The sequence below is a fragment of the Bacillus jepli genome (genome assembly GCF_047238305.1).
Lineage (GTDB): Bacteria > Bacillota > Bacilli > Bacillales > Bacillaceae_L > Ferdinandcohnia.
Genome location: NZ_JBDFMO010000001.1, coordinates 4,258,261 through 4,271,872 on the forward strand (window position 1 = coordinate 4,258,261; position 13,612 = coordinate 4,271,872).

A 13,612-nucleotide genomic window follows, 5' to 3' on the forward strand; every position below is an offset into this window, starting at 1 on the left:
AGTTTTAGAAAGGGTGAATGCTATGTATCCTTATTATCATTGTGTGTCCTCCTCATATATTCAGAATCTTTATCAGTATATCCAACAACAAAACCAACGGATTAATCAATTAGAGCAATCACTTCAGCAACTTCAAACGGAAATAGGAGAATTAAAGAAGCAACCATCCACCCATATTGAAAGAGTTGAATATAAATTTGATCAACTGAAAGTTGAAACTCTAGAAGGAACTTTAAACATTGGTTTAAATCCATTAAATGGGGAACCAATTGAAGACTTCTCCGTAGCTCAAGGAAAAATGAACATTCCAGATATTCGGCATGTTCATAAAGAACTACTTAATGAGATACAAGATAATATAGATGAGTATTTATCAAATGAAGGTCCGGTACTTATTGAAGGAATCGCTAATCAAGAAAGAACGGCTTTAGAAGAAGGGCACTCAGGCTTTATCATTGAGGATATTCAGAAACAAATTCCTGACCGAATTGTCCATTATCTAGGTCAATATCATGAAGAGTTACAAAATCCCTCAAGAGAAGCGCAAGTGTACCAAAACATTATCAGCCATATTAAAAACGACATCAAAAATTCAGTTACTGGATATATTCAAAATTTGCCAAAAAACACGAAAAGGGAGAATGAGACGTGAACTTTACCGTTGTAAATAAGGAATTACAAGTAGGACATATTGATATTATCGGTGTTTCAACATCGGCTGTTTTTATTATTGGAGATGCACAAACCATTTCGATGGCTTCTGCATTTGACACTCCACCTGAATCTTTAATCATTGGACCATTTGTTCCGCTTGCTCCAGGGAGTTGATGTACATTGAAAAGACTATCCGTAGTAGACTATATTCGGATAAATGCCGTTCTGTTCAGTAGTATAGTGGAGGTCGGTGACACTAGAAGAATCGCTCCTTTTACGCAAGCACTTGCTTTTCAAAAAGAAGTCCCATTATTTTTTTCAAATGAAGGAAGTCTTTCTGCATTTCCTTTTTTTAAAAGGGAGCTACCAAAAGTAAAAATTGAAGATGAAATAACCATGAATACCTTCCATCAAAATCCTGTTATCAAAGTAAATACTGTTAGAATACTTGGTATTTCCTCTTCATCTGTACTCCAGATTGGATCAACTGTTGAGATAGAGTCAAAATCTAAAGTAAAACATATTCGAAAATTATTAGAGAAACAGCCCACTGAAAGATAGTTCCGAATTATGTATTTTCACATAAAGTAATAGCATGAAAATGTTTTTTTAAAGGATGACGCTATATGCCTTCTATTGTTGGACCTATAAAAATTGTTAATGTCGGAGGTGGAGTCGTTAATTTTGGTGACTCCTTCTATGTTTCACCTAAGGATACAGCGAAGACCTACTCAGGATCAGGATCATTTAATACTGGAGATTTTATTTGTACCAATAATGGATTAAACTCCACAAATACAAATGATGAAGATTTTGCAGATCAACTCTTAAAAAATAATGCATAAAAATAAAAAGGCCGAAACACGGCCTTTTTATGTATTATAAGGTTTCTAATCTAACAAGTGTACCTCTACCTGATGGTTCAGCAGGTTCAACGATTAAGCGTTTAGGCAATCTAGCCCTTAATTCCTGGACATGACTAATAACACCTACCGCTAATTGTTTTGAATGTAGTTTTTCAAGAGCTGATACAACTGTATCTAAAAGGTCTGCATCCAATGTACCAAATCCTTCGTCTAAGAAGAAGAATTGTAACGGATATTCACCCCTAAGCTGGATTTGAGCGGACAGGGATAATGCCAACGCCAATGATGTTAAGAAGGTTTCTCCACCGGATAGCGTTGTAACAGGACGTCTAACCCCACCATTTGCATCATCTCTCATAATAAATCCACCCTGTGAATCCACCTCTACAGCGTAGCGCTGTCTCGTAAGAATGCCAAGTCGCTCTGTTGCGTCAAGACTTACTTGAACAAGCTGTTCCTCTGCAATAAACTCTACGAAACTATTCCCTTTAAAAACGGATTGCAGCTTGTTATATTGCTCTACCAACTGTTCAAGCTCGTTTCTTCGTTCTTCAAGCTCATTGAATCGCTCATGTTTTTCTAACAGCACCTGAAGGGCTTTTACAGCTGCTCCCTTCGCTTCAACCGCTTGATTAAGCATCTCTTTCATTTCCGTACGAACCTTTTGAATTTCGTCCCACTTTTCTTGTGTTAGCTCTTCACCTTTTAGGAGATCATTTAATTTTTGCAAATCAGTTTGTACTTGCTTGTAGTAATCCCAATAATGCTCAATTTTTGAACCAAGCTCCTCTTGCTCATGTTTTGAAAGTACCGATTCCTTTACATCGGAACTTTTTAAAAAGCTTGTTGTTTCAAATACCTCAGTCCATTTACTTGTTGCTTTTTCACTTCTACTTTTCCCGTCCTGAAATGCTTGCAAGGCAGCATGGGTTTCGTTTTCGAGTTTTTGACATTCCGCTTGGACCTTTTGCCATGCTTCGTAAGCTGTTGATTCTATGTCCTCAAGCTGCTTTATCATTTGTTCCGTTTCAACTAATAACTGCGGGATGTTATTGTCTCCGACTTCTCTTATGAGTTTTTCGCGTGCCTCAGATAAAGCTTCAAGTTTACCTTTTAATGTCGAATTGACTTCAGCAATTTGACGTTCAAGCACATTGCTTTCATGTTGATGCTTTTGCTTTTCTTGTTCTTTTTGTTCAAGTAAGGTGGTACTTTTTTCAATTTCACCAGATAGTCTTTGCGCCAATTTATCATTCTTTGAGATGTCTTCAAGCTTTGATTCAATTGATTCAAATTCAAGCTGTGGAAAGGATTGCTTCCAGTTCAAGTACTGTTCTTTCGTTTTTTCCTGTAGGTTTAAAAACCGAGCTTGAAGCTCATTAAAGGTTTTTGTATTGATTTCCTTTGTCTGTTCAAGCTGGTTCACTTGTTTTAATGATGCACGAAGGTCTTGAATGGCTTTTCTACCCATTTCTTGTAGCTTTAAATAATCCTGTTGCAATGATTTTTGTTCAACAACAAGGGCTTGAAGCTTTCCATCTACATCTTCAAACTCATCATCATTAACCGTCTTCTTCTCTTGGATAGGGGCATTCATTTCCCCAGGGTACTCCGCAATAAGTCCCCCTGAAATTTGTTCGAGCTTAAGTTTAAGTGTTGAAAATTCTTGTTTTAGCTCCCTTACAATTGTTATCTCATTGCTGAGTTTTTCGATTTGCGCTGCGATTTCATCTCCATGATCTTTAAGACTAGATACAGGATTTGGATGGTGGGTAGAACCACAAACTGGACATGGCTCCCCGGATTGAAGCTGGTCTGCAAGTTGAATAGCAAGATTCTTTTTCCGATTATCCTCTAGTTTTTGCTTAAGCATAGTAAGTTTAGCCTCAGTAAAACCAATAAGCTTTTCACTATCTCTTTCACGATCACAAACAGCTTCATATTTGGATGCATTCTTTAAAAAAAGCACTTCCATTCTATGCTTAGCCTGATTAAGCACCTCATTTTGTGAGCTCAGCATTTTGTCTACTTGTTCAAGCTGCATTTGACTATTTTCAAGCTCTTTTTTTTGCTCGTTTACACTTGTCTTAGAAAATAATATCGTCTGCTTCTGTTGATTGGCTTTCTGTAACTCGTCCCGTACTTCTGCTGTAACAGTTAATTTCGATAGCTTTTCTCTTTGCTCCTTTTGTTTCTCTGTATCTTCCGTCATGGAAGTAGTAATGGCTTCAATTTTCTTTTGTTTTTCCCGTACTAGTGATTGTAAGCTATTCAGCTTGGCTTGGAGCTCTTTAGCTTCTCCTTCTAGAACAATTGCTTTTTCCTGAACTACCTTAGCATCAGTCAGCTGTTGTTTTTTTGTTACGTAAACTGGTAATTTTTCCGTCTTTTCCTGACGGGCATGATGATAATTATTTGCCTTTGCTTCATTTTCTTGCTTTTTACTTGTTAATTGATTTTGTAAGGCTTGATAACGAATGGTTGCTTTGTCTAATGCTTCTTTTGCAGACTCGTATTCCTCTAAATATGGAAGGATAAGAGCAGCTGTTTCGGCATTCTTCACTGTTTGTTCAAGCTGAAGGATATGTGGTTTCTTTTGCTCGATTTCAACCAGTTTTTTTAATAGCTCACTCTTTTCTAATTGCCATTGCCAAATACTCTTACTTTTTTCAAAATCAGCATCAATCTTATTGACCTCGTTTTGTCGTTTTTCCAAAAGTATCTCTGTATTTTTTAATTCTTGCTCCGCGCTTTTGATTGCTTCAGTTGATGCATCACCAAGACCTGCTTGTTCAGCTGCTACTTCGTTTAACTCATTTCTTGCAGTGGTTAGCTTATTCTTTAATTTTTTATTAAGCTTGTCTCCATATTGTTCGAGATTAAATAAGCGTTGCAGCATTTGTCTGCGGTCTGCACCCTTAAGTGATAAGAACTCAGCGAACTTTCCTTGTGGTAATACGACTGCTCTAGTAAAGTCATCAATGGTTAAACCTAAGAGATCCTGAACACATTGATTGACTTCACCAATTTTATCAGCAAGAACGACCGATTTCTCACCAACTTCAATGATTCGACTTACAGATGATTTAAGCTTTAATTCATCCTGGCGTTTGAAGCTACGCTCAATCGTATAACGCTTTGCTCCTTTGGCGTTTTCAAGCTCAAATGTAAAAGAAACATGAAGCAGATTCTCTGCATGATTCAATATTCCGTGCGTATTATTGGATGCGCGTTCGACTTTCCCATATAGAGCAAGTGTCATTGCATCGAGAATGGACGATTTACCACTTCCTGTTGGTCCAAAAATCCCAAATACTCCACCTTCACAAAGGGATCCAAAATCAACCGTCTGTTTTTCGCGGAAGCTATGAAGTCCCGCTACTGTTAATGTGATTGGTTTCATGCTTCGTCACCATCCTCGTCAATATCATCAGAAATCAGCTCTAAAAATAATTTCGTAAGTTCAGGTTCTGGTTTCGCACCGCCTGTTTGTTTTTCATAAAATCGAGTAAAAAGCTCATCAATAGGTGTATTTGTATTCACTATCCGCTCTGCTCTTTCTTTTTCAAGCTCTTCAAAAACAGGTCGAATATGAATAAGACCACTATGATGCTTTCGTAATCGATGAATCTCTTCGATTGAAAGGGCATTTGTCACGTGAATTTCAAGGTCAATCCATGCATTCGCGTCCTTACCTTCGTCAAGCCATGTATAAACTTGAGCTAACCCCTCTTTCGCTTTCCATCTTACAAGCGGTTTTCCACTTGATAGAAATACCTCGGACATTTCAATTGGTTGATTAGGTTTCGCATCTAAAATCGTTACAGACTTCGCGTACCCTGCCTCAGAAAAGCTGTAGGCTAATGGAGAACCAGAATATCTCGCCATTGTTTTTCCTCTTGACACCATTTGTGGACGATGTAAATGCCCTAACGCTACGTATTGTGCGGCTTCAGGTAGACTCGTCGCAGCAACCGTGTATGCCCCACCAACCTCAATTGGTCGCTCAGAATCTGAGCTACTCCCACCTGTTACATAAATATGGCTCATTGCGATATTAATAGTTTCAGGTGTAAAAGCTTTACTCATTTCTTCAAAAATTCCTTGAATGCGTTGATCATATTTATCACGGAGCATTAATTCCTCATGTGAATCAGATAACACTTCTGCTAAACGTGACTCAGATGGATATGGTAAAGCTGCTAGCTTAAGAGTTTCATTTGTTGTAGGAACATAGATGGTCTGGACATCGATTGTTGGCAAGCCAAGTAATTGAATTCCTTGCTTTAGTGCGAGTGGTGAGGCTGCAGACAGACGGTCTGGGTTATCATGGTTTCCTGCAATTATCGATACAGGTCGTTTGCCACCATTAGCTAAACGAGCGATACTTTCATAAAATAAGCTTTCAGCTGCCGCTGGTGGATTTACTGTATCAAACGCATCTCCTGCCATTAAGACAACATCGATTTTTTCTTCTTCGACAATTTTTACAAGCTCGTCCAAAAATTGTGCTTGTTCTTCTAATCTACTTCTTCCCTCAAGGGAACGACCTAAATGCCAATCCGCAGTGTGAAGAATTCTCATTTGAAACTCCCCTTCCTTTACCGAAATCTAGTACTATTATTTTAACATAGGAGGTTGTCAGAGATTTATAATGTTAACTGGAAATTAAACGAAAAAAGTACTGCCCCTAATATGAGCAGTACTTCCCACTTAAACTTCTAACAAATGTCCACCATCGAAAAAGTATAAATATCTTTCATTTAGTGGTTTTCTCCAAATATGTTCGATTGCTTTACTGTATAATTCAAGCTGGACGCGATAGCGGTCTTCTAGTTCTGGCTTTGCATCTTCAAAGCTTCTAAACTTACCAGTAATGGTGTCCGTTTTATAATCGATCAAAACAATTCCCTTTTCATCCTCAAAGATACAGTCAATAACCCCTTGGATGAGGACATGTTCCTGTTGTTCATCAGACCAATCTGCATAGGCTTCATCTGCAGGAATGGCAACACTAAAAGGAACCTCTCGTCTTACACTTTTAGCAGCTAACATGCGCTGTGCAATCCCTGATTTAAAAAATCCGAGAATACTTGCTACATCGATAACATCTGCCTGTTCTTGCGTTAATAATTCATGATGAACCATTTTTTGAATTTGCTCGCGAAGGGCATCTTCGTTAATTGGTTCATTGAAAATAACATGCTGCATCACCATATGCATCGCGGTACCACGTTCTGCAGGTGTTAATGATTTTTGCTGCATGAACCTTGGACGGTCAGCGCTCACTGATCGGAATCGAGGAAGAAAAGCTACATCACTCTGTTCATCCCTGCTCTCTCGCTGTCTTTTTATCTCTGAGACAGACTGTTTTGAACGCTTATTTGCCGCAGATTTATAAGGGTATTGCCATGTTAATTGATGTTCAATTTGATCAGATGCATCACTACTAACCGGAATTGGCTTTCCTTCCTTTAGTGCAGCTTCCATTTGTTCATGTTTGTTTTCTTCTCCAACCTCAATTTTTTGTAACTCAACAGCTGGGATTGACCGAATCTCCCATTTTGCTGGGTGTTTTACAATGTCGGCAGGAAGCCCGTCCACTGATTCATCTCCACGTAGTAATTCAGCATCCTTATGTCTAATCAATCCGGGTCCAATCCAATCCAAATAAGATTTAGCGCCTGCTCTTGTATGGTCCGCAATCAACCATTCTTTATTTTGAAGTGTGGCCTGCCATTTACCAAGCTGCTTTTCTAAATCCTTGACAGTACCTACTAGATAAAGCTTTTCCTTTGCTCTCGTCAGTGCAACATATAATACACGCATTTCTTCAGAAATCAGTTCAAGGTGCATTTTTTTCTTAATGGCAAGCATCGGAAGAGTTGGATATGTTACCCGAAGTCTTGGATTTACATATTTCGTTCCAAATCCAAGCTCTTTGTCTAATAAATACTTTTTATTTAAATCCATCATATTAAATTGCTTTGAAAGCCCCGCAACAAACACAACTGGGAATTCAAGTCCTTTACTTTTATGAATGGTCATGAGGCGGACAACATCCTCTTGTTCCCCAAGAGCTCTTGCCGTACCTAAATCATCACCGCGATCTTGCATTCGTTCGATGAAACGCAAGAAACGGAATAAACCTCTAAAGGAAGTCGCTTCATACTGTCGAGCACGGTCATAGAGTGCACGAAGATTTGCCTGGCGTTGCTTCCCTCCTGGCATGCCCCCAACAAAATCATAAAAATAGGTCTCGCGATATAGTTGCCAAATCAAATCAGATAAGGAACCTGTTCTCGCTCGAGTGCGCCAGTTTTCAAGCTTATGATAAAATGCAGCTACCTTATTATGTGTTTCATCATCTGAAGATGCTTCCTCTAGGAATACCTTCAACGCCTCATAGTAAGGGCTATTTTTTTCATAGGTTCGAATTTTAGCCAACTCATCTGCTTCAAGTCCGACAATTGGTGACCGTAAAACAGATGCAAGCGGAATATCCTGAAATGGATTATCAATCACCTTCAACAAGGACATCATAATTGCGACTTCTGTTGCATCAAAATAGCCTGTTGAAAGATCTGCATAAATTGGAATTCCTTGCTGTTTGAACTCCTCCATAAGTTGAGGAGCCCATGGCATCGAGCGCATCAAAATGACAATATCACGATACGTAATACTTCTCATTCGATTTTCTTTACGGTCAAACACTTGGAATCCTGAAGAAACCATAATCTTGATTTGCTTGGCCATCGCTCGAGCTTCAAGCTGGGCTGTTTCTAGTTCCGCCTCATTAAAAAGGACGATGCTCTCCTCATCTTCTGAATCTTCAACTGCTTCATAGTTTTCGGCCTCTTGGCCATTTTTATCAATTAACACTAATTCTGCAGCCATTTGATCACTTTCGGGATAATCCGCTCCTAACTTTAATTCCGCATCATCGTCATATTCAATCTCACCAACAGCTTCTCCCATTATTTGTTTAAACAAGTAATTCGTTCCATCCAAGACCTCAGCACGACTACGGAAGTTCTTCGATAAATCAATTCTTAATCCTGTATTTTCCCCAGATGGAGTAAACCGTTTGTATTTACTTAAAAATAACATCGGTTCCGCAAGACGGAAGCGGTAAATCGACTGCTTCACATCTCCAACCATGAACATATTTCCGGTTGCTTCTCCATCTTTTGTTACTAGCTTTAAGATCGATTCCTGCACCATATTCGTATCCTGATATTCATCCACAAAAGCTTCTTCAAACTGAAGTCGATATTGAAGTGCTGCTTCGGATGGGACTAGCTCGTCTGACGAGCTTTCTTTACGAAGAATTTCCAAACAATAATGCTCTAAATCTGAAAAGTCAACAAGCCCTTTTTCTTCTTTTACCTTCTGGAATCTCACGCCAAATTCAATCACAAGCTGAACAAGCATTTCAATGGAAGGCTGCATTTCTTTAATATTGTCTAAATAGCTTTCCGGAGTTCGACTGAACAAGTCTTCTTTAATTTTTTCAACTAGCTTTTTCGCGTCATCTCTTAATTTTGTTACCTGGTCTTTCAAATTTTCATCATACTCATCACCCTTAACAGGCTTCGCTCTACCAAAAACAAGAGTTTGCATTTCATGGTAGAGAGCCGTCCATGAGTGATTTTTCGCATGTAAAAGTCGGTTAATTTGTTCCAAATCTGCTTCAATATTTTCTGCTCGCGGTGCTGGTCCGCCAGGCAGTCGAATTAAATCCATTGCCTGCTCTAAATTAGCTTTTGCGCCTTCAAGCTGAAGTGAAATATCGGCTAATAAATATGGAATATAGGGTGTTTGATCCAATGTCTGATCATCCACTTGGTAATCCTCGACAATTTGCTTCAACCATTCATTAGGGGTTGGATGAGCTCGTGAAAATTCATATAGTTTCCGAATCATATTTTGTAATTCAACATCAGTTCTGTCATTTGTAAAGCGGTCAACTAAATCAAAGAATGTTGTGTTTTCAAGATTACTGTAATGCTCTTCAAATAACTCTTCCATTACTTCATCACGTAAAAGTTCAGCTTCTGTAGAATCGGCAATTCGAAAGCCCGGGTCGATATCAATTAAATAATAAAATTTTCGAATGACTTCTAAACAGAAAGAGTGAATGGTAGAGATAGAAGCTCGATTAAGCAAGCTAAGTTGGCGTCTAATATGAAGTGAAGCTGGATCTTCCTTTAACGCTTTTTCCAACGCTTCTCCGATTCGATTGCGCATTTCTGCTGCAGACGCATTTGTAAACGTCACAACAAGCAAACGATCAACATCGACAGGATTATCCGATAAGATTTTTCGGATAATCCGTTCAACAAGTACTGCTGTTTTACCCGACCCAGCAGCTGCTGCAACTAAAATATCTTGCCCACTTGAGACAATGGCCTTCCACTGATCATCTGTCCATTGACTTCCTACTGGCTTTGGTATGAGATTAGTCATGAATTTTCACACCTCCATTCCGAATTTTCTCGAGGATTGCTTCTTTACTTTCATTTGCTAGAACACGATAGTTATTTTCTTCTAAGCTTTGGTCAAACTGACAAACAGATTTGAACGAACAGAACGTACATGGTGTTTTATCCTTAAGTTTATATGGAGCAATATCAATTTCACCATTTGTAATCCGGTTTCCAGTGTTTTTAAAGACACCACGCACATGATTGCGAAGGTAACCAAGTTCTTCTTCGCTTGCAACCTGAGAATTAGAATAAAAGCTACCGTCTTTCTTGATCGCAGCTGAGACAATTTGAGAGTACCCCGTTCCAAGCGATTGGTCCATTAGGCGAACGGATTCCTCGTCTCCTAGTAAGAGTCCCTTCATTTTAAATTTCTTAAAGATTTCCTCTTCAATTTTATCCTCAGGAAGTACTTTGTTTGAATGAATCAATGGGTCATGGATATGGAAATAAAGCACACCTGCTGGCTTTGCAGTCGTTCCAATCCAATCCTTAGAATGTGTAATAATCACATCCAAGTAAGTTAACATTTGCAGGGCGAGCCCATAGTATACCTCTGAAAGATTGAGTGCCTTTTGACTTGATTTATAGTCAATCACTCTTAACAGCACACCTTTTGAGCTTTCTGCTTTATCAACCCGGTCAATTCGACCCACTAGCTCCATTGTGCTTCCATTATCTAAAGCAAATCGAATTGGTGGAAGTGGTCCCTTCTTACCAAAGCCTAACTCAATCCCTACTGGAGCAAAGCCACTTGCTTTCGCATGATCACTTAAGATTTTCGATGCCCGGCTAATAATTTTTTGAAGCTTATGCATGATGTAGTGATAGCGATTTGAACTCAATAAAATTTCTTTCTGCAGTCGTGGTGCTAATTCTTCGACAGCTTGTGCAGCAAGCTTATCACATTGCTCTTTTGTTAGATCACGCCAGTCAATTCCATTGATTCGTAAAGAATCAGCAATTTTCTTAAGGGCTGCGTGGAATAAATCGCCGATGTCTGGTGATTCCAAGCGAAATACTTTGCGCTCTTTTAGCTGTAGTCCATAGCTAGCAAAGTGAGAGAAAGGACAGCCTTGGAATACTTCCATCCGTGATACACTACCTTGAATATGGTCGCCATATAGTGCTTCTGTTATTTCTTTTGATAGTTTTTTCGGTTTGTTTTTATAAAATAAACTGCTTAATACAAGCTGACTCTTGTATTTCATTACATCATGATTGGCGAAATAGTTATAAACATCCCACCATAAATCCTGAATTGGATACTGTTTTTTCCACGCCTGTAATTGTGTAGCCAAAGAAGATAAGGCGACATCAGGATTAGCGATATATTCTAGCTGCTCGTTCGCAGAGAGCTCTGATGGCTCATTCATATAAAATTTTTCTTGTAAACTTGGAAAAATGTCCTTTATGCGCTTAATAATTGGTGAAGGAAGAAGTGATTTTCCTTCTTCATTTGCCAGTGGATAGCTAATATATAAAGCCTCCTCGGAGCTTGTTAGCGCACAATAAATCAGGAAATTTTCATCTAATAATGTTTCCCTACTTCCAGGTGCTAATTGTAGCCCTGCATCACCTAGGGCTTCACGGTCTGATTCTGAAAATACGCCTTCTTCATTTGGGCGGGCGGGTAAGACACCATCATTCGCGCCAATGATAAAAGTACATTTGATGTTTGAAAACCGAGAACGCTCCAAGCTTGCCACAAGTACCTGGTCAATTGCCGGTGGCACAAGTGCAAATCGCATGCTCTCTAGTCCTGTTTCAATCATATTACTGAACATCGTTAGCGATACTTTTTCGTCACCAATGATCTCAACATATTGATCAAACAGTTCTAAAACAGCATTCCACACTTGGTCGTTTTCCCTTGCTTCTGAAAGTCTTCCATCAAGTTCAGCATTAAGCTTCATCTCTTCCATTTTTGCTGGGATTTCAAGCTCCTCTAAATATAGGAAGAGCGCCTCACACATGGTTCTACCATCCTTCGCTTTTTGTAGTCGTTTCCCGAGAACAAATAATGGTTCCACAATCATCGTGCGAAGCTCGTTAAGCTTGTCCTCGTATTCACGTTCTTTATCTGTTTGTGGTAGGTCTGAATCTTCTAATCCCCTTATGCGCTTATACTTCCAACGTTCACCATTTGTCCATTTATAGCCCTGAATCCCGTATTCAAGCACATAGTTTTCAAGCTTGTCCATGTCTTCTCGGAGTGCGGAAATCTCTTCACCGAAAGGATATAAAAGATCTGTTTTGACACAACGAAATACAGATTCATAGCGCCAATTGCTGTTAACAACCTCAAGACTTGAGCGAATCAGTTCAATTAATGGATGATTTAACATCGAACGCTTTTGGTCAATGAAAAATGGAATGTGATAATCCTGAAAAATGGTTTCAATGATTTCATGATAATCACTAGCATTACGTATCATAATTGCGATATCACGATACCGATAGTTTTTCTCTCTTGCTAATGTTTGAATCTCACGTGCAATTCCTTCAATTTCGGCACGTCGATTCACTGCTTGGCTTAATGTAATCGATGCCCGACCATGATATGGAACAGTTGGTCTTTCATCAAAATAACGTTCTAAATGGGCTAACGAAGGTTCTGAAGAATACCGCTGCTGCTTGGTTAACAAAATCGGCTCCTTGATTTTAATTCCATTTTCATTCGCATATTGGATAATAGATTGATAGGTTTTTCCAGTCATTCGGAACAGGCTTAAATCATGCGGTGGAACATCGTAAGCTTTATCAACCGTTAAAGCGATTGTTACATTTTTTGAAGTTTTCATAAGTTGCCCTAAAACTTCAAGTTCCTGTGGAGTAAAGCTATGAAACCCATCAATTAAAATTTCTGCCTCTTTTATATAGGAAGATTGAGGAATTTTTTCTGCTAAGAGTCGTAAATAATCCTCGGAATCGACGTATTTCTCAAATAAATGTTTTTCTAATTCATCATACAAAAGCTGTAAGTCATGTAATTTATCGGAAAGTGCTTTGTTTTCAGGTGCAATGGCTTGTTTTTGTTCTTCTAGGATTTCGGGAGTGACGCAATATCGTTTAAACTCTGCAACCATTTCTTCCATTTGAGTAATGAACCCATTTTTATCAGCAGCACGTGAGAATATCTTCAGATCCTGCTTTTTGGAATCAATGATTTTGCGAAGAAGCATATTCACCCCGACATTATTGACATGATAGCGGCTCATTCCCCCTGTTTCCTGCAGAACCCGCCATGCCAAACGCGTAAAACTGAATACTTGGGCTCTCATCATTCCACCAATTCCGGGGGTACTGATTAAATCGTATTCAGATTGAAAAGTCATTTGGTCCGGAACTAAATACACAATCGGAGAAACTGTTGGATCGTCAAGAAGCTTTGACCGAATATCTTCAAGACATGTGTATGATTTCCCAGTACCAGCACGTCCCAGTATAAATTGTAGAGACATATGTTAACCTCCTAAAGAGAGTGAATTCGTTCATTCTTATCCTCTAATTGTATCAAAAATTTTGTCGAACGGGTAAATCCTGACCAATCCATATTTTAGAAATGTCGAAGAAAACTCACCATCTTTTATTTTTAGGATGATA

General features: G+C 38.8%; 8 protein-coding genes. 4 read left to right on the forward strand and 4 right to left on the reverse strand.

Annotated elements, in window-relative coordinates:
• Positions 1 to 22: 22 nt before the first annotated feature.
• The 4 genes from gerPC to ABC371_RS21760 all read left to right on the forward strand — a co-directional run bounded on the left by gerPC (position 23) and on the right by ABC371_RS21760 (position 1,499).
• Positions 23 to 652 carry a spore germination protein GerPC gene (gene gerPC, locus ABC371_RS21745; protein WP_412898706.1) on the forward strand — a complete coding sequence of 210 codons (630 nt, stop codon included), beginning with the start codon at positions 23 to 25 and terminating at the stop codon, positions 650 to 652.
• Entirely contained in the window at positions 649 to 828 is a 180-nt protein-coding gene (locus ABC371_RS21750; RefSeq protein ID WP_412898707.1) for a spore gernimation protein GerPD, read from the forward strand. Before gerPC ends, ABC371_RS21750 begins: the two co-directional genes overlap by 4 nt.
• A 6-nt stretch (positions 829 to 834) precedes the next feature.
• Complete coding sequence (locus ABC371_RS21755) at positions 835 to 1,215, forward strand: spore germination protein GerPE (RefSeq protein WP_412898708.1); 381 nt, start codon at positions 835 to 837, stop codon at positions 1,213 to 1,215.
• A 65-nt stretch (positions 1,216 to 1,280) separates the two neighbouring features.
• The gene (locus ABC371_RS21760; RefSeq protein ID WP_010283446.1) at positions 1,281 to 1,499 is read left to right on the forward strand and encodes a spore germination protein; all 219 of its coding nucleotides are present in this window, start codon (positions 1,281 to 1,283) and stop codon (positions 1,497 to 1,499) included.
• A gap of 34 nt (positions 1,500 to 1,533) precedes the next feature.
• Here ABC371_RS21760 and ABC371_RS21765 read toward each other — a convergent pair whose 3' ends face one another.
• From ABC371_RS21765 to addB, 4 genes are all read right to left on the reverse strand, one after another.
• Positions 1,534 to 4,923, reverse strand: coding sequence for an SbcC/MukB-like Walker B domain-containing protein (locus ABC371_RS21765; RefSeq protein ID WP_412898709.1), 3,390 nt, complete (start codon positions 4,921 to 4,923; stop codon positions 1,534 to 1,536).
• Positions 4,920 to 6,104, reverse strand: coding sequence for an exonuclease SbcCD subunit D (locus tag ABC371_RS21770; RefSeq protein WP_412898710.1), 1,185 nt, complete (start codon positions 6,102 to 6,104; stop codon positions 4,920 to 4,922). The genes ABC371_RS21765 and ABC371_RS21770 overlap by 4 nt, the downstream gene beginning before the upstream one ends.
• 129 nt (positions 6,105 to 6,233) lie before the next feature.
• Positions 6,234 to 9,989 carry a helicase-exonuclease AddAB subunit AddA gene (gene addA, locus ABC371_RS21775; protein ID WP_412898711.1) on the reverse strand — a complete coding sequence of 1,252 codons (3,756 nt, stop codon included), beginning with the start codon at positions 9,987 to 9,989 and terminating at the stop codon, positions 6,234 to 6,236.
• Positions 9,982 to 13,470 carry a helicase-exonuclease AddAB subunit AddB gene (gene addB, locus ABC371_RS21780; protein ID WP_412898712.1) on the reverse strand — a complete coding sequence of 1,163 codons (3,489 nt, stop codon included), beginning with the start codon at positions 13,468 to 13,470 and terminating at the stop codon, positions 9,982 to 9,984. The genes addA and addB overlap by 8 nt, the downstream gene beginning before the upstream one ends.
• Positions 13,471 to 13,612 lie beyond the last annotated feature (142 nt).

Excerpts from the sequence above, each read along its gene's own strand:
- addA (WP_412898711.1), bottom strand. The coding sequence starts at position 9,989 with ATGACTAATCTCATACCAAAGCCAGTAGGAAGTCAATGGACAGATGAT.
- addB (WP_412898712.1), bottom strand. The coding sequence starts at position 13,470 with ATGTCTCTACAATTTATACTGGGACGTGCTGGTACTGGGAAATCATAC.
- ABC371_RS21770 (WP_412898710.1), bottom strand. The coding sequence starts at position 6,104 with ATGAGAATTCTTCACACTGCGGATTGGCATTTAGGTCGTTCCCTTGAG.
- gerPC (WP_412898706.1), top strand. The coding sequence starts at position 23 with ATGTATCCTTATTATCATTGTGTGTCCTCCTCATATATTCAGAATCTT.
- ABC371_RS21760 (WP_010283446.1), top strand. The coding sequence starts at position 1,281 with ATGCCTTCTATTGTTGGACCTATAAAAATTGTTAATGTCGGAGGTGGA.
- ABC371_RS21765 (WP_412898709.1), bottom strand. The coding sequence starts at position 4,923 with ATGAAACCAATCACATTAACAGTAGCGGGACTTCATAGCTTCCGCGAA.